The organism is Aminobacter sp. SR38, from assembly GCF_014843375.1.
Lineage (GTDB): Bacteria > Pseudomonadota > Alphaproteobacteria > Rhizobiales > Rhizobiaceae > Aminobacter > Aminobacter ciceronei.
The window spans coordinates 21,562-37,975 of the sequence record NZ_CP062115.1 but is presented as its reverse complement, the minus strand read 5'-3'; the positions used below and the strand labels follow the sequence as shown (position 1 = coordinate 37,975).

The 16,414-nt window shown below is 57.1% G+C and carries 11 protein-coding genes, 1 tRNA gene and 6 pseudogenes; 10 read left to right on the top strand and 8 right to left on the bottom strand.

Going from position 1 to position 16,414, the window contains the following annotated elements:
* Positions 1-5 precede the first annotated feature (5 nt).
* Positions 6-1,607 carry an ABC transporter substrate-binding protein gene (locus IG197_RS31175; protein WP_246765484.1) on the bottom strand — a complete coding sequence of 534 codons (1,602 nt, stop codon included), beginning with the start codon at positions 1,605-1,607 and terminating at the stop codon, positions 6-8.
* A gap of 372 nt (positions 1,608-1,979) precedes the next feature.
* On the opposite strand from IG197_RS31175, the gene IG197_RS31170 reads away from it, so the two are divergent.
* Complete coding sequence (locus tag IG197_RS31170) at positions 1,980-2,753, top strand: GntR family transcriptional regulator (protein WP_192320887.1); 774 nt, start codon at positions 1,980-1,982, stop codon at positions 2,751-2,753.
* Positions 2,754-2,831: 78 nt separating this feature from the next.
* Here IG197_RS31170 and IG197_RS31165 read toward each other — a convergent pair.
* The 3 genes and pseudogenes from IG197_RS31165 to IG197_RS31155 all read right to left on the bottom strand — a co-directional run.
* Positions 2,832-3,116 (bottom strand): annotated as a pseudogene (locus IG197_RS31165) (transposase); the annotation flags it as partial.
* A gap of 299 nt (positions 3,117-3,415) precedes the next feature.
* Positions 3,416-3,491: transfer RNA gene (locus IG197_RS31160), tRNA-Ile, on the bottom strand.
* Between the two features lie 464 nt (positions 3,492-3,955).
* Positions 3,956-4,464: pseudogene (locus tag IG197_RS31155) on the bottom strand (hypothetical protein).
* A 68-nt stretch (positions 4,465-4,532) separates the two neighbouring features.
* Here IG197_RS31155 and IG197_RS31150 point away from each other — a divergent pair.
* The 4 genes and pseudogenes from IG197_RS31150 to IG197_RS36960 form a co-directional block, all read left to right on the top strand.
* Positions 4,533-4,654: pseudogene (locus tag IG197_RS31150) on the top strand (electron transfer flavoprotein subunit alpha/FixB family protein); the annotation flags it as partial.
* Between the two features lie 158 nt (positions 4,655-4,812).
* Positions 4,813-5,109: a co-chaperone GroES gene (gene groES, locus IG197_RS31145; protein WP_018427182.1), complete on the top strand. Its 297-nt coding sequence runs from the start codon at positions 4,813-4,815 to the stop codon at positions 5,107-5,109.
* A 64-nt stretch (positions 5,110-5,173) separates the two neighbouring features.
* Positions 5,174-6,829 (top strand): chaperonin GroEL, encoded by a 1,656-nt coding sequence (groL, locus tag IG197_RS31140; RefSeq protein WP_192320885.1) that lies wholly within the window; start codon positions 5,174-5,176, stop codon positions 6,827-6,829.
* Positions 6,830-7,130: 301 nt separating this feature from the next.
* A pseudogene (locus tag IG197_RS36960) lies at positions 7,131-7,945 on the top strand (IS6 family transposase).
* 244 nt (positions 7,946-8,189) lie between these two features.
* Here the strand turns inward: IG197_RS36960 and IG197_RS31125 are convergent.
* Positions 8,190-8,534, bottom strand: coding sequence for a hypothetical protein (locus IG197_RS31125; protein ID WP_192320883.1), 345 nt, complete (start codon positions 8,532-8,534; stop codon positions 8,190-8,192).
* Between the two features lie 559 nt (positions 8,535-9,093).
* On the opposite strand from IG197_RS31125, the gene IG197_RS31120 reads away from it, so the two are divergent.
* Together IG197_RS31120 and IG197_RS31115 are read left to right on the top strand one after the other, a co-directional pair.
* Positions 9,094-9,270 carry a hypothetical protein gene (locus IG197_RS31120; RefSeq protein WP_192320881.1) on the top strand — a complete coding sequence of 59 codons (177 nt, stop codon included), beginning with the start codon at positions 9,094-9,096 and terminating at the stop codon, positions 9,268-9,270.
* Positions 9,258-9,659, top strand: coding sequence for a GGDEF domain-containing protein (locus tag IG197_RS31115; RefSeq protein ID WP_192320879.1), 402 nt, complete (start codon positions 9,258-9,260; stop codon positions 9,657-9,659). The genes IG197_RS31120 and IG197_RS31115 overlap by 13 nt, the downstream gene beginning before the upstream one ends.
* Positions 9,660-9,732: 73 nt before the next feature.
* Here the strand turns inward: IG197_RS31115 and IG197_RS31110 are convergent, their stop codons facing one another.
* Complete coding sequence (locus tag IG197_RS31110) at positions 9,733-10,164, bottom strand: MucR family transcriptional regulator (protein WP_246765483.1); 432 nt, start codon at positions 10,162-10,164, stop codon at positions 9,733-9,735.
* Positions 10,165-10,521: 357 nt separating this feature from the next.
* On the opposite strand from IG197_RS31110, the gene IG197_RS31105 reads away from it, so the two are divergent.
* Both IG197_RS31105 and IG197_RS31100 read left to right on the top strand, forming a co-directional pair.
* Positions 10,522-10,743 (top strand): hypothetical protein, encoded by a 222-nt coding sequence (locus tag IG197_RS31105; protein WP_192320877.1) that lies wholly within the window; start codon positions 10,522-10,524, stop codon positions 10,741-10,743.
* Between the two features lie 302 nt (positions 10,744-11,045).
* Positions 11,046-13,259: a bifunctional diguanylate cyclase/phosphodiesterase gene (locus IG197_RS31100; protein WP_192320875.1), complete on the top strand. Its 2,214-nt coding sequence runs from the start codon at positions 11,046-11,048 to the stop codon at positions 13,257-13,259.
* A 1,046-nt stretch (positions 13,260-14,305) separates the two neighbouring features.
* On the opposite strand, the gene IG197_RS31095 is transcribed toward IG197_RS31100, so the two are convergent.
* Positions 14,306-14,506, bottom strand: coding sequence for a hypothetical protein (locus IG197_RS31095; protein ID WP_192320873.1), 201 nt, complete (start codon positions 14,504-14,506; stop codon positions 14,306-14,308).
* A 49-nt stretch (positions 14,507-14,555) separates the two neighbouring features.
* Positions 14,556-14,993 (bottom strand): annotated as a pseudogene (locus IG197_RS31090) (IS6 family transposase); the annotation flags it as partial.
* Positions 14,994-15,162: 169 nt separating this feature from the next.
* On the opposite strand from IG197_RS31090, the pseudogene IG197_RS31085 reads away from it, so the two are divergent.
* Positions 15,163-16,202, top strand: a pseudogene (locus IG197_RS31085) (IS110 family transposase).
* Positions 16,203-16,414 lie beyond the last annotated feature (212 nt).

Below are 16,414 nucleotides of genomic sequence, written 5' to 3'. Positions count from 1 at the left end.
CGACGCTAATCCTTGTAGAAATCAAACCAGCTGTTCGCATTGGGTGTGTACCAAGAGTAGCCCTTCACGTTGCTTCGTGTCGCGAGCTGGTAGCCAGGGTTCATCAGGAATATCCAAGGCGCCGATTCAACCGTGATTTGCTGCACGCGACGCATGTCCTCGAGCCGCTTCGGCTCGTCGATGCTGGTGAGACTGGAGTCTATCAGCTTGTCGACTTCCTCGGTCTTGAAGCGGGGATAGTTGATGAGCGACGCACTGTTGAGCCACAGATTGGCGACATAGGCGGCATCGGGAACGATCGCCATATCTCGGAAGAAGTACATGGGAATCTTGCCATTGCTGTAACGCTCGACCAGGGTCGACGCCGGCAGTTTCGACAGGGTGACGTCGATACCGGCCTTGGCCAGCGCGCTCTTCAGAATGACTGCGATTTCTTCTTCGATCTGATCGCCGGTGCGATATCCGAGCTCGGTTTTGAAGCCGTTCGGATAGCCAGCCTCGGCCAACAGCGCCTTGGCCTTCTCCGGGTCCGTCGAATACTGGAAATATTCGTCCGTGAAGCCGGGGTAGATTTCGGAGATGGGGCTTTTTGTCATTCGCGCGGTGTCGAAATAGACTGCCTTCAGAATGCCGTCACGAGGCACCAGATAGTTTAGCGCCTGACGCACCTTCACATTCGAGAAAGGCTCCATTTCGTTGTTCATTTCGACGCGATGGATGTAGTTCCCGAAGACCTTCCACACCTTTGCGCTCGGCATTTTTTCGACCAGCGAGAGCTCCCGGGGCAGCAGATATTCGGCTACATCAACCGACCCCGCCTGCAAGGCAGCAACGCGGTTTGCCGATGTGGGCATCTCCCGGAAAATGACCTTCTTTAGACGGGGCTCGCCGCGATAATACTTGGCGTTGGCCTCGTAGACGACTTCCTGTCCGGGCGTATACTTGGTCACGCCGTACGGGCCAAAGGAAGCAGAATGGGTGGCAAGCCAAGTCGAAGCCCACGGATCTTCGTTGGTGATATGCTTCTTCACCTCGGTCGCATCGAGAATGCCGAGGTCATTGTTGACCCAAAGGCGGTCAATTAGCGGCGACGGATTGGGGATTGTGACCTTGACCGTATGTTCGTCGACCTTAGCGAAGGCTTGTTCGAAAGATTCGATCTTGAGAACCTGCGTCATGTACCAACGGAAGTTCGCCTTGAGCTGCCAACCTCGTTCGAACGACCACATCACGTCGTCTGCAGTGAGTGGATTGCCGGTGGTGCTGACGGCGTCCTTGCGCAGGTGAAAAGTAATCGTCGTCTTATCGTCCGAAACATCCCAGCTTTCTGCGAGAGCACCTACGATTTTGCTGAAATCTTCATAGATTATGCCGTCGTCCCCGGTTTTCGGTGCATAGGCGAGAAGGCGTTCGTAGATGTTGCGGCGGGCTTCGTGGCCGGCCTCGGTCGGGGGATATTCCTGATCCAGCGATTCCGGCGTGCGGGGACCCGCAACGATCAGCGTAGTCGAGGCGTCCTGCGCAAAAACCGGCACTGAGGCTGCCGCAGCTAATGCGATGATGGTACCCGAAAGAATTTTTGCTGATGACCGGAAAATGGCGCCCAAGGCCCCACTCTCCGAGAAACTTATCTTGCCCATAGGTCCTCCCAATTGTTGCCGCGCACGACGAAGCGTGCGACTTCCCATTCTGATGCAGAAGGCTCAAGCCATCCTGAGGCATGCTTGCCTTCCATGCGATGCGGAGTAGCGCCGACACTGGCAAAGCACCCAACTGCTACGCATTCCTCCTCGCCTTGCAGTCGCTTGCGCTGTGCTCTACGTTGTGCACAATCAAACTGAGGAGCTCAGTGCCTCTTGTCAAGGCAAAAATGAAAGCCCAAACTTGAGGCCGCTACAACGACGAACGCTGACCAGTGCAAGCCGCTGCCATCAAAGGAAATATTCGCGGCACCGAGATTCCGCCGGTAGAGAATGACGATGAATGAAGCAAAGCCCATAGGCGCAGATTTTGAGGCGGCGGACGCAGGCAGCGTAGGGGACGGCAAGCTCCCTCTGCTTGAAAAGTCGCGCGGAAGGACCGAGGCCGAAATCCGCCGGCGGATACTGCAGGCGATCTTCGAACAGCGACTGCCAGCAGGAGAAACCATAACGGAAGAGCAACTTGCCGCTACATTCGATGTCAGCAGGACTGTTGTACGTCAGGCCGTTGCGAGGTTGGCGCAGGACGGAATTCTCGTGAAGTCCCCAAACAAGGGTACTACCGTCGCTTCCCCGAGCCGGAAAGAGGCACGCGATATCCTGTTCGTGCGACGGTTAGTCGAACCAGAAATCGTGCGGGTTCTGGCCTCGGCACCACACAAGTTCGGGCTAGCCGAATTAAGGAAGCACATCGCGGAGGAAAATGAAGCTCGCGTCGCAGGTCAGCGCGGCACTCTTGTCCGCTTGACGGGGGAATTTCACTTGTTACTTGCTGAACTATCAGGGAACCAAGTCCTTCGCAGGCTGATGACCCAGCTGCAGACGCTGACTTGCCTCGCAGTCTTGCTTTATGCCGAGCATGACGATGCCTGCCCCCGTGACGAACATTTGCGCATCGTCGACGCCATTGCCGCAGGCAACGGATCCGCCGCCGCGCAGGAAATGCTAAAACATCTGACCCACGTCGAGAAGGATCTGAAGCTCGATAGGATGACCCCGGAGTCGTCGTTCGACGACGCAATGGGCTGGCTACGTGGAGCGTCCGACCACTGACGAGCCCTACGAGTACGAACATGCGCGCCGATCTGACAATCGAGACGGGCCGAGTAGGGCGAAAGCGACAGCTCCTGTTTAATCCGGTTCATATCCGGCAGCTCTGAATAGTTTAGAGATCGAGAACGGTGTCCCACAATGCGGCGATCGTTCTCTCAGCCTTAGCGCGCATGAAAGCCCTGAGCTTTGAGAAAGCATTTTAATCGGACTGAAATCGGGACTGTAGGGCGGCAGGAACATCAGCCTTGGACCGGCAGTCTCGATGGCACCTCGAACGCCGCCCGCCTTGTGGGCAGGCAGGTTGTCCATCGTGACGACGTCACCGGGCAACAAGGTCGGCACCAGCACTGCTCGCGCATACGCGAAGATACGGCGCCGCGCCGTCGTTCGGCAAAAAAAGAAGACTGCCTTGCACAGCCCTCGCTCTCGAAAGTGCAGCAATGGCCTCCATTACGGCTCTTCTAGTTTGTTCCATGATTTCCGCAGACGACATCGCCCCATAGATTTTTCCTTCGGGTCATCATGACATCCGCCCATGACTCTTTGGGCTACATCTCTCACGCCCAAAACGGCCTGGTCGAGGGCACCACGCGTCTCGTAGCCCAGAATGTAGCTCGAAACACCGATTGCTATGTGGTTATCACTTAACCTATTGATTTTATTGGCGGGCCCGAAGGGACTCGAACCCCCAACCAAGCGGTTATGAGCCGCCGGCTCTAACCATTGAGCTACAGGCCCCCGCAGGCTGGATAGTAAGTTTTTCGGGTTGGCACAAGCACATGCGAAATGCCAAGGGGAGGTCGCGATGATGGGCGATTGTGATTGTACTGACCAGTTGCAACACTGCGCGCCGTGCTGGCTGCAGCAGATAGCCGAATTCGCCGATGACGACCAGATCGTGGCGCAAGAGGGTTTGGATGAGTACAGGCTTCGGCTAGAGACGTGCTGCTGCAGGGGCTGGCTCTGGCTATCGAGATCGCGGGCAAGCAGATATGACGGTAGCGCGGCCGAAATCCGGAACAGCACCAAACAGAAAAAAGACCGCTCCGGGAGGGAGCGGTCCTGAAATCCGATGCACTGTCGGGAGTGGGGGTTAACGGTCTAAAGCCAGGCACCGGTCTGAGAACATATTGGGCTACCAATCCCGCACAATATCAATCGACCTTTTGAGCTACCCCCAGACGGTGGTGGTCGCGCCACGCTTACTGGCGCTTGTCGTCTTTCCCGCCCCGCCACTCCAGGCAGAATATCCCCTGCAACAGCCTTTCTTTTGACAACTGTCCGGCGTCTTCCAGTGCCGCAAAGTCGGGCAGGTCCTCCAGCGTCTTGAAGCCGAATTCCGACAGGAAGATTTTTGTCGTCAAATAGGCGTTAGGGCGCGCCGGGTTGTGGCGTGCGCGGGCCCGATGCGATGAATTCGTTGGCGCGCAAGGTGGCGATGATGCCAGCCGCCGGCGACAGCCACAAGCTCGTAGGGACGGCCGGCAAGTTCGGCGCGAATGACATCGATGATGAGGTTAAGGTTGCAGCTCCGAGTCCAGGACATCTCGCGTCAGAGGCGCGCTTGCAGCAAAGATCACCGCCTCGCCTCGATCCGACCCATTCATTCGCGCCAGCGCGGGTCTGGCGATAGGTGATCCAGTTCGACCAACCGGTCGCTTGGCCTCGTCTGCTGTCCGTTGCCCCGTTTTGGCCTGACGGCATCGGTCATCATCACAGTCCGTAGAGCCTAAAAAATGAGCAGTCGGAAAGCTCCCGTACCACCTCGAATGTCTAAATGCCGGCAACGGCATCCAGGCGGTGCAGGCTACCGACGCCAAGAAACCGCAGGCACCGCCTCGCTCCAGGCAGCTGGCGAAGGCGGTTCGGCTTCGGTCGAGAGCGTTTCGGCAGCAGCCAACCGCGACATCGTTTGCTCTTCGCCCGTCCCTCCTCCGTCTTGACTAGTACCGGCCCACGGACTATCTCAGCGGCACGTTAGCACTCGCCTGAAGTGAGTGCTAACCACGTCCGGCCAGACCGGACAGAGGGTTCTCAACAGTCCACCGAGGAAGTTCAAATGGCAAAGTCGAAGTTCCGCCCGCTTCATGACCGCGTGGTCGTTCGCCGGGTCGAATCCGAATCCAAGACCGCCGGCGGGATCATCATCCCCGATACGGCCAAGGAAAAGCCGCAGGAAGGCGAAATCGTCGCCGTCGGCTCTGGCGCTCGCGATGAAGCCGGCAAGCTCGTCCCGCTGGACGTCAAGGCTGGTGACCGCGTGCTGTTCGGCAAGTGGTCGGGCACCGAAGTGAAGCTCAATGGCGAAGACCTTCTGATCATGAAGGAATCCGACATCATGGGCATCATCGGCTGATCGCCTGATATCCGCACCATCCAATCTGAAATTCGGGCCGTAAAGGCCCATCGAGGAGCTTAAAATGGCTGCTAAAGACGTAAAGTTCTCCCGCGACGCCCGCGAGCGCATGCTGCGCGGTGTCAACATCCTCGCCGACGCAGTGAAGGTGACGCTCGGTCCGAAGGGCCGCAACGTCGTCATCGACAAGTCGTTCGGCGCCCCGCGCATCACCAAGGACGGCGTCACCGTCGCCAAGGAAATCGAGCTTGAAGACAAGTTCGAGAACATGGGCGCGCAGATGGTCCGCGAAGTTGCTTCGAAGACCAACGACATCGCCGGCGACGGCACCACGACCGCGACCGTTCTGGCCCAGGCCATCGTTCAGGAAGGCCACAAGGCCGTTGCCGCCGGCATGAACCCGATGGACCTGAAGCGCGGCATCGACCTCGCCGTTGCTGAAGTCGTCACCCACCTCGTCAAGTCGTCGAAGAAGATCAAGACTTCGGAAGAAGTCGCCCAGGTCGGCACCATCTCGGCAAATGGCGAGAAGGAAATCGGCTCGATGATCGCCGAGGCGATGCAGAAGGTCGGCAACGAAGGCGTCATCACGGTTGAAGAAGCCAAGACCGCCGAGACCGAGCTGGAAGTGGTCGAAGGCATGCAGTTCGACCGCGGCTACCTCAGCCCCTACTTCGTCACCAACCCCGACAAGATGGTTGCTGATCTCGAAGACGCTTACATCCTCCTCCACGAGAAGAAGCTGTCGAACCTCCAGGCGATGCTGCCGGTCCTCGAGGCCGTCGTGCAGACCTCGAAGCCGCTGCTCATCATCTCGGAAGACGTCGAAGGCGAGGCTCTGGCCACGCTCGTCGTCAACAAGCTGCGTGGCGGCCTGAAGATCGCTGCCGTCAAGGCGCCGGGCTTCGGCGATCGCCGCAAGGCCATGCTGGAAGACATCGCCATCCTGACCGGTGGCCAGGTCATCTCGGAAGACCTCGGCATCAAGCTCGAGAACGTCGGCCTCAACATGCTCGGCCGCGCCAAGAAGGTGTCGATCTCCAAGGAGAACACCACCATCGTCGACGGCGCCGGCAAGAAGGCCGAGATCCAGGGCCGCGTCGCCCAGATCAAGCAGCAGATCGAAGAGACCACGTCGGACTACGACAAGGAGAAGCTGCAGGAACGTCTCGCCAAGCTGGCAGGCGGCGTTGCCGTCATCCGCGTCGGCGGTGCGACCGAGATCGAAGTCAAGGAGCGCAAGGACCGCGTCGACGACGCGCTGAACGCAACCCGCGCTGCGGTTGAAGAAGGCATCGTTCCCGGCGGTGGCGTGGCTCTGCTGCGTGCTTCGCTCGCCATCAAGGCAGTCGGCGAAAACTCCGACCAGGCCGCTGGCATCAACATCGTCCGTCGCGCTCTGCAAGCTCCGGCCCGCCAGATCGCCTCGAACGCAGGTGCGGAAGCTTCGATCGTTGCCGGCAAGATCCTCGAGAACAAGACGGCCACATTCGGCTACAACGCCCAGACCGGCGAATATGGCGACATGATCGCTTTCGGCATCGTCGACCCGGTCAAGGTCGTTCGTACGGCCCTGCAGGACGCAGCTTCGGTTGCCGGCCTGCTCGTCACCACCGAAGCCATGATCGCTGAAGCCCCCAAGAAGGACTCGGCTGGCGGCGGCATGCCTGGCGGCATGGGCGGCGGCGGCATGGGCGGTATGGGCGGCATGGACTTCTAAGAAGTCCATAAGCACGCCCATGAGCTAAAGTTGCTCAAGCCCGCCAAGCGGGCTTGAGTGGCGGCATGGATTTCTGATCCAGCTACCAGGCTCAAGCTTACGGAAAGGGCGCCTTCGGGCGCCCTTTTTGTTTGGGCAACCTTGTTTCGAGAAAACATTCAGCGCGAAATTCTTCATGAGATTTTTGGACCAACCCCTATGCCACGCAACGCAGACGTCCCGACTTAGGGACGTCCAAACACGCGGCGCGGTATTGTCACGGTAACGGCTTGTTCGGACCGGCCGCGATAGACGCACACGCATGAACACCTCGTCCATCAGCTACAAGCGCCTTCGTTTTCCGCCCCAAATCATCGCCAATGCGGTATGGCTCTACTTTCGCTTTCCGCTGAGCCTGCGCTTGGTCGAGGAACTGCTACTGGAGCGCGGCATTGTCGTTTCCTATGAGACAATCCGCCGATGGGGACTGAAATTCGGCCCGGACTATGCTCGCCGGCTCCAAAGGAAGCGTCCAGGCCCGAACGATACCTGGCATCTGGATGAAGTCGTCATCGGCATCGCAGGTAAGAGACATTGGCTTTGGCGGGCCGTCGATCAGGATGGATATGTCCTTGACGAGATCGTCCAGAACCGCCGCAACAGCAAGGCTGCCAAGCGATTGCTGATGCGCCTGTTGAAGAAACAGGGTGCCGCTGACCTGACCTGATGTGGTGGACGGCTCTCCCTCATGTGACTTTCGACAGCCACACTTTGGCACATCGCGATGCCGGGAGCGGAGGCCGTCCACCACATCAGGTCACCGCGCCCAAGCGCATGATCACAGACAAGTTGCGATCCTATGGAGCAGCCAGGCGACAAGTGATGCCGGCCGTCGAGCACCGGTCGCACAAGAGGCTCAACAATCGAGCCGAGAATTCGCATCTGCCGCTGCGAAAACGTGAAAGGACGATGCAGGGTTTCCGATCGCCAGGAAGCCTCCAGCGCTTCGTCTCGATCTTCTCGGCTCTTCGCAATCTATTCGTCCCGCCCCGCTCAAAACGCTCTGCTCTCGCCATCTACATTCACCGCCTGCAAGCGATGGCGGAGTGGAACGTCGCGGCTGGGAAACTCGCGTGAATTGAGCATCACCGGATCAGCGCAATCATTTTCAGATAACGTGACAACACCCAGACTGGCTCCCGTTGTCTTCGCTCAGTTTCGTGGGCTGCGCGCTGATCCGCATATTGTTGCATCGGCAGGCTCGTAGGCGCGAGCTATTGAACCCCATACATGATCTATGGCGCCATTGTGCGCGAACTTTGATTGCCTTAAGGCCAAGCTTGGCCGGGAGCGCAAGGCGAACGGCGTAGCCACTTCTAGACTAGTGGTCGTCGGCCCCGGCGACCCTCACCACACCGCAGCCGATACACCGCATGGCTTTGGTAAACTCGACTGACGGCTGCCGCATTCGATCTGGCTTAGTGAGAGACCGTAAGAGCTTGCAAAGTTCATAAAGGTCAATTTCAAAGGCCTGCGGATTTGTAAGTACCGTGTTGCAGCGTTTGATTTTGCTGGCTGGCGGCAAGTCTGCACCTGGGGTGTTGACGCGAGGCCCGTCAGGTCTGCTGCCGACACCTGTATCAGCTGCCGCCGCGGCTCCGCAGAGCAACAGCAAGACGACAGTGCCGACCGACATTTTTTTTGAAGCTGTCGATGCATAGTCCATGCTTGCTTCCTCCCACTGCACTAAGACTCTTCAACGCTTAGACAAATGGCGATTTGATTGTATTTGATAACCTTTAAATTCTTCGGAGCGGATAGTGGTGTATTTTAATCAATATCGCCAAAAAACCAAACCGCACACCCAGACGTAATCGCCTGATCGCGACTTCAACCCGCCGTCGCCGAGCATGGACTGGCCGAATATCCTGCAACACGAAGGGCTGGTTTGAGTATCCCGATTTACCTTCCCGTAACGTAACGCTTCCCGAAGTGGCAAGGCAGAAACGGGGTGGCGTTGACGCTCATCGTTGACCTTTCATTTTAGACATTTCATAAGTGATGCCTTAATCAGCTTGCCCTAGTTTAAAGAGATGAAACGGCGCAATCTTATCCTCGCAAAAGCAGCCGTCGTGACCGCGATTGCGGTTGTTTCGACTTTTGCACTTTCATTCTCTAGCCGACTAGCCTTAGGAATGCCGATCGACTGGCTAGTTGAGTCGAGTGCATCGTGATCCCTATTGTCATCGCAATGCCAGTCGCCTCATATTTTTCATCAGTCTGAGATGTACAAGGAAGCCAGCGAGGCGCTCGCGAGATCCCATGCGGCATTGAGCGAGACCCACGAAAAACTCAACTATTCGACAAGCCATGATCCGGCGACCGGACTCCTGAACCGAGAGGCCTTCATGGTCACCTGGCTCGTGTGGGCCGAGATGAAGAATGTGACATGCTGCTCCTGATTGATGCCGATGATTTTACAAAGATCAACGACCGGCACGGTCATGCCAAAGGCGACGAGGCCTTAAATCGGATAGCCAAGGCTCTTCTGTATGCAACTCGACCCAGCGATGTTGTGGGCCGAACTGGAGGGACAGAGTTTGGCGTCATCCTACGTGGCGTCGACAAGGACAGTGCGATGTTGCGGGCGGAGATGATCAGACGGCAAGTCGAGGCAATTCGCTGGATGAAAAGCGATCGCGGAAGCATCAGGACGACTGTCAGCATAGGCGGCGCCGAAATGCGGGGCTCGGCCGATACAGCACAGAGCCTGCGTCAAGCCGCCCGATGCTTATATGAGGCAAAGCAGCAGGGACGAAACCGCGTCTCATTCACCTACAAATTGGCATAGCCTTTCCAGTTGAGAGGACGACCGGAGGTGCTGCAGTTCGGGGTAATATTAAAGAAATGCATTTGTCGCGGCGCTATCGCGCCAGGGCCTTTTTGGTTTTGCGGCCGAGCCCTAATTCCTTGGCCATCCGAGAGCGCAATGCTGAATAATTGGGGGCGACCATAGGATAATCGGAAGGAAGATTCCATTTTGCACGGTATTGGGCCGGGCTTAGATGGTAGATTGTTTCGATGTGATTTTTGATGAATTTAAACTTACGCCCATCTTCCAGGCAAATAATATAGTCTCCCGTCACGGAGTTCTCAATCGGCACCGCAGGCCGCAAAAATCGAGAGTTGGAAGATGGTTCTCTCGGCGACTTTATATCAACAAACGACTTGTGAACAATTCCTACAAGATTGCCAACGTCGTTTAAAGGTACAGCATTATTTGACAAATATGCGGAAACGACCCTCGCAGTGAATTCTACCGGAGAAATAGCTGCTCCACGCCTTAGCATTTTCATAATTTTGTTCCCGATTATTCTTGTGATGAAATGGCCTATACGATGCTTTCGGCAGGGGCAAGATGCAATTATGGTTGCATAATTTGCTCAAAATAAAGACCTTGGCGTGTATTTCTTCGCGCGACTCGCTATGGGTGGTTGAACCGGGGCGGGAGCACGCGCGTGCGTTGCTTGACGTTGCGTTAGGACTCGCTAAATCACCGGCTTAACCCTGCGTTACCGGGCCCTGCCCAGGGCGCGCAATCGTTGGCCTGCGCTGAAAAGTGACGCCTTGCACCCTCGTTGATTGTGTTCGTGAAAATGCCGAGTGCTGAAGCAGCGCTCATCGCGACAGCAGATCCAAAACTGGATGGTAGAATGCCCGACCTCGAACTGTCCGAAGCCCAGGAACTGGCGCAGGCGATGGGCTATCCGGAGTTCACTTACACTCTAGACGCCGATGAGGCTCTCGAAGTGTTGAAGCTGCTGACCAACGCCAAGCTGGACGCCGACACGATGGGAGATCAGCACCTCAGCCGCGAGATTGGCATGGGCATGCAGATCGCTATAGAGATCGCACTCGGCCGTTTAACCCACTGACCATGGCAACTTAGGAAGCTGGCGCGCGACGCACTAGATCCCCTGCAGATGGCGGCGAGTTGGCATCGCTTTCTCTGCTGACCTCACATAGTTGGCCCGCTGAGAACCCTTCTTACACAATTATTATTACACCGACACAGAAACATCTACCTCTGATTGAGATTCCTTTGAACCCCTGCACAGCATACGTGATACGATCAACAAATTTAGGAATTAAATTAGGAAATTCTTATTGAGCCTTAACTTAAACGGTCGGCTAATTTATCCCTAGGCAGCGGTTTTTGCCTTTCATGAGTTTTGCAATGGCCGGCGTCGTTCATCTCCCTCCTCTCGGTTCGTCGGGTCATCAGAAAAGAACGATCCTCATAACTGCCGTTCTTCTCTCGCTTGGAATAGCAGCCGCGCTAGGGGGTGTCGTCAGCGGCGCTATCTATTCCATCGTCCGAACCGCTGATGAACTCGATGAGACAAGGGCAGTTGGCGCTGCGGCGTCCGCCCTAGAGTCATTGCGTTCGCAGATGGCCGGTACAGTCAGAGACAACGCATTCTGGGACGAGGCTTATCGCCAACTGGCTTCGCCAACTCGAGATGCCTGGTTGATCGAGAGCTGGGGATTCCCAACTTTAGACTATCCGCTCTATGACATGGCACTGGTGATCGGACCCGACGACAAGCCACTGTTGTACTACCGCTATGGCAAACCAATGGATGTGCAGCCCAGCGAGTTTTTCGACAGCTCCTTGGCTCGCCTCGTAGAGCGTGCGCGCGCTGCTGATGGCCTGCAAGGAGACGTCCATGCCGGTTTCATAGGAACAGTGCACGGGCCTGCGGTAATCGGAGCTGCGCGCATCCGTCCCTTCCTTCAGGGCATTCCGCCGCCCGATCCTTACATTCTGATATTCGAGAAGGATCTTGACGCCAAAGCGATCAATGAGACTGCGCAAAAATTCAACCTCCGTGGCCTTCAGCTAACTGATAGCCTCGTGGAGGGCACTGTTGCGGCGCCTTTAAGAGATGTCGACGGAAATACTGTAGGCTTCCTCAACCTTCCATCGGAGCAGTCGGGTACACGCAGCTACGAACGTGTTCGTCCGCTCATTTTCGGAGCGGCTGCAATACTGCTCCTGCTGATTGTAGGCATTGGCTTGATTGGCCTGCTTTCGGTGCGTTCGCTAACCAAGGAACAGGCCCGCGCGAGGCGGAACTTGCTCCACGATCATCTAACCGGCGTGCCCAATCGTCCCGGTTTGTCCGAATATGTCGAAAATCTCGCGCCCGATGTATGCAGTTCGGCGATGATCGGTCTCTATCTGGTTGATATTGACGGGTTCAAAGCCATCAACGACCTCTGGGGCCAACAAGTTGGCGATCAACTGCTAGGAGCTGTCGCGGCGCGCTTGACCAAGGATCTGCCACTGGGAACAACGATTTCTCGGTTGGACGGCGACACCTTCGCCATCGTGTCGTTGGCCGATGCAGCCGGCAAGGTCGCCCATTTGCAATCGGCAGTGACTGAGGTGTTCGCAGAACCTTTCAAGATCGGACGCCGCGAGATCGAGATCGGCGTCAGTGTTGGCGTGACCGAGGCCGTGTTGTCACGGACGAATTTTCACGACTTGTTACGACAAGCCGAAATGGCTTTGCATCAAGCAAAGCACGGTTCAGATGGCGCGACGGTCGTCTTTCACCCGCATATGGAAGCCGAGCTTTCCGAGCAGGCGAACCTAGAACAACAGTTGGTCGAGGCCCTGGATCGCCGCGAGATCAAGGTTGCATTCCAGCCGGTCGTTGATGCACGCAGTGGGGATCTTTGCGGTGTGGAAGCACTGGCGAGATGGAACAGCGAGAACGGACCGATTGCTCCCGATGTGTTCATACCAGTTGCCGAGAGGGCCGGGCTCATTGGGATACTGGGATCCCAAATCCTGGAAGAGGCGATAGTTCAAGGCTCACGTTGGCCAGGCTTGCAGATTGCTGTGAACGTGTCCCCCGTGCAACTCCGCAATCGATACTTCGCTGGAGGCCTAAAGGCCACTCTCGACAAGCTTGCGTTTGAGCCTCACCGCCTGACCATCGAGCTTACGGAGGGCGTTCTTATTTCCAATGCCGATCAGGCGAGACGATCAATCTCCGAGATCAAGGCGCTCGGCATTAAGGTTGCTCTCGACGATTTTGGCTGTGGTTTCGCGAGCATCGGCTCCTTGCGGCAATTCCGCTTCGATCGCGTCAAGTTAGACAAGTCGCTTGTCGCCAATATCGAGCACGATCCTCAGGATGCAGAAGTGTTGGATGCCACTATCAAACTGGTGAGTGCTCTCGGTGTCCCTGTGACAGTCGAAGGAATTGAGAACCGGCACCAGGCGGAGCTTGCGCGAGAGGCCGGCAGCCATCAATTGCAAGGCTATTGGTTCTCTAAACCTCTGTCGAAGGAGGAACTGACCGAGCGCTTCCTTAGGCGCGACCGCTTGAGAGAGTTTCGGGTAGGTGGTAACGACGCGGTCGTCCATGAGCTGTAAGTATAAATGCGGCCATCAAGACCGACTCTGGGAGCATGTTGCCGGCCTCATGTAGAAGCGTGCTGGCAAGCGCTGAACGAAGAATACTGCGCTCCCTAACAGGAGCGCAGTCTCAAATCAGCCTCGCAGGCAAAGTGTTACTTATTGGTAGAGCGCGTCAGGGTGGGGTTGGGGGGGGGCGCACGCTCTACATCGCAACCATATCAAAACGCTTTTCATCAGCAACAGCTAATATCTATTTACGTCTACATTAGCGTGAGGGCACACGGGGACAATAATCGATACCGACGGTCTCGCCGGCATGTCAAAGGATACTGCCCGTGAACGGATCGCCGCGGCACTCGACAAGGTGCGCCTACATGGCGTCGACCTGGTGCTCGTCATGTTCGCCAGTGGTCTGATTGCTGCTGCGTTTTTCACAACTGAGCCTGAACGGCAATTGTCATTAGCCGCCAACGCAACTGAGGTATGGACTGACAAGCCCGTGAAGGTGACCCTGCAGAGGAAGAGTTCGAGCGAGTCCCAGCCCGGCCTGTCCGGCAATTGCTTGCCAAACCCTCGACACGCGCCGCGGCCATCGTCACTGCAGATGTCGCTGATACAGCGGCAGCTTTCCCGTCCGTGCAGGCCAGCGACCAACCAAAGACGACGGGGGCCGAGACGATTGAGGCCCATGTCGAGTGGTGTTCTTGCTGATACCCTTCCTATCGCCGCGACGACAACAGCTACACTCCCTATAGTGAGGGACGACGTGAATGCGCCTCGCCATATGTGGGGGCGGTCTACACTGCAACAGAAGAGACTGGAAACCGCGGTCCAGTCCTCCGCAGGGGGGATTGAACTGGCGAACTCAAACAGTCAGGCCTACCTTAGTGCGGATCATGAGTATTGCTTCGGCCAGTATCGGTCATATCGACTGGAAGACAACACCGACCAACGTTACAATGGCGGCCCTCGTAGGTAATGCCACTGAACGACAGGGTGATACGGCTGCCTGTCAACGGCACCGTCGACTGATCACTTCGCCTACCAGCCAGCGGCGGCCGTCAATCCGTGAAGGAAGTGCCCTCGTCGTTCCCAGCTGACCAGTCGCCGATGGGGATGACAAAGATCGGGATTACTCGATAGATCTTGCCCCATCGTTTTGCTGTTGCAGCGGCTTGGATCTCACTTGCGTGAATGTTGGTGAGCGTGATCTTGCCAGTGTCATCGACAACCGCCCATGCCTTAACCGGCTCCGTCTCCATCACCTGCATTTCCTGTGTCGCGGCATAGTGCGTTGAGCTAATATACGGCGAGGGGTGTGTGTATAGCATGCTCGACATGCGGCATCACCTGACGCTTTGCCGTGCCATAGGAGCGGAACCTGTCGGTGATCATGCGCTTCGGCGCGGTGCCCTGTTTCTTCAGCAGGCGCATCAACTATCGCCTCGCGGCCTTGGCATTGCGACGGCGCTGGACAATTTCATCGAGCACGTAGCCGTCCTGATCGAAGGCGCGCCACAGCCAATACTTCTCGCCGGCGATCATGATGGCAACTTCATCGAGGTACCAGATGTCATCGCGACTTGGCTGCTTGCGGCGCAAACCGCGAGCGTATTCGGACCCGAACTTCTTGCCCCAGCGACGGACCGTTTCATAAGAGACTGGGATGCCGCGCTCCAACAGCATTTCTTCAACATGCCGCAGGCTCAGCGGAAACCGATAGTACAGCCAGACCGCGTGGGCGATGATCTGCGGCGGAAAGCGATGGCGTTTGTACTGATGGGGGAGGTGCTCATACCCTCCGCTCTATCCGGAAAATGCCTCACCGCAAGTTAACGTGATGTGGTGGATGGCGCCCTCCGACGGCATCAAGTGTGCCAGAGTAGGTTGTTGCAAACATTTAGAGGAGCCACCCACCATGGGAGAGATTAAGACGATCGGCCTCGATATCGCAAAGAATGTTTTCCAGGTTCACGGGATCGACGCGGATGGGCATGTCGTGCTGCGCAAGTCGTTGCGGCGCAGCCAGATGCCCCCCTTCTTCGAGAAGCTTGCCCCTTGCCTGATTGGCATAGAAGCCTGCGCGACAGCCCACCACTGGGCGCGCACTCTGATGGAGGCCGGCCATGAGGTGCGGCTGATCCCGCCGGGCTATATCAAACCGTATCTTCGGCGGCAAAAGAACGACGCAGCCGATGCAGCCGCCATCTGCGAAGCCGTGACACGACCGTCGATGCGGTTCGTTCCGGTGAAGAGCCGGGATCAGCAGGCGACGTTGATGCTGCACAGCGCCCGCGAGCTATTGATTTCGCAACGGACCGCCCTCATCAATGCCCTGCGTGGCCACTTCGCCGAGCTTGGCATTGTCGTACCGCAGGGTGCCCGCAATGTCCGGCAGCTCATCGCCCTCCTCGAAGACGAGCAACACAGTCCGCAGGCCGTCCGCGTTGCCCTCATGCCCTTGGCAATGGCATTGACAGAGATGGAGACGCAGGTCGCCAAGCTCGACAAGGCGATCCTTGCCACCCATCGCAACGACGACGTCAGCATCCGGCTTGCTACCGTGCCCGGAATAGGCCCTGTCATTGCGACATGTCTTTCGGCCAGCGTCTCGGATGTAAAGCTGTTTGAGGGTGGGCGTGAGTTCGCGGCCTGGCTGGGCCTCGTTTCCAGGCAGCATTCAACCGGAGGAAAGCCAAGACAATGGGTAATAGGCACCTACGCAAGCTCCTCGTGGTTGGGGCTCATGCGGTACTTTACCGCATGAAGAAGGGAACAAGTGATACGCCTTTGGCGAACTGGGCCCGATGCCTGCTGTCGAAAAAGTCCTTCAAGCTTGTCGCGGTTGCGCTCGCCAACAAAATCGCCCGCATCGCATGGGCGATCATGACATGGGGCGTGAACTTCCAGCCAGGCTACGCCACCGGCAACAACGCTAAGGTCGCAGCGTCGGCCTGAATCACGACAGCGCCCTTTCGGGCAAAACAGTTGGCGGAGTGACGATGGTATGATGTGACAGCGAAAGCGGAATGGACCGCACGAACTGAAGAACCCGCGGCGATGTCTTGCGCAACAACAGCGCGATAACGTGATAGGGATCGGCTCAAGCGGACAACATCAGGGCCAGCGGTCGTATCGTGCCGCACAAACAGGCCGGAGACATGACTGCA

Coding starts and splice junctions, on each gene's coding strand:
- IG197_RS31170 (WP_192320887.1), top strand. CDS start 1,980: ATGAATGAAGCAAAGCCCATAGGCGCAGATTTTGAGGCGGCGGACGCA.
- groES (WP_018427182.1), top strand. CDS start 4,813: ATGGCAAAGTCGAAGTTCCGCCCGCTTCATGACCGCGTGGTCGTTCGC.
- groL (WP_192320885.1), top strand. CDS start 5,174: ATGGCTGCTAAAGACGTAAAGTTCTCCCGCGACGCCCGCGAGCGCATG.
- IG197_RS31125 (WP_192320883.1), bottom strand. CDS start 8,534: ATGGACTATGCATCGACAGCTTCAAAAAAAATGTCGGTCGGCACTGTC.
- IG197_RS31120 (WP_192320881.1), top strand. CDS start 9,094: ATGTACAAGGAAGCCAGCGAGGCGCTCGCGAGATCCCATGCGGCATTG.
- IG197_RS31115 (WP_192320879.1), top strand. CDS start 9,258: ATGCTGCTCCTGATTGATGCCGATGATTTTACAAAGATCAACGACCGG.
- IG197_RS31110 (WP_246765483.1), bottom strand. CDS start 10,164: ATGAAAATGCTAAGGCGTGGAGCAGCTATTTCTCCGGTAGAATTCACT.
- IG197_RS31105 (WP_192320877.1), top strand. CDS start 10,522: ATGCCCGACCTCGAACTGTCCGAAGCCCAGGAACTGGCGCAGGCGATG.
- IG197_RS31100 (WP_192320875.1), top strand. CDS start 11,046: ATGGCCGGCGTCGTTCATCTCCCTCCTCTCGGTTCGTCGGGTCATCAG.
- IG197_RS31095 (WP_192320873.1), bottom strand. CDS start 14,506: ATGGAGACGGAGCCGGTTAAGGCATGGGCGGTTGTCGATGACACTGGC.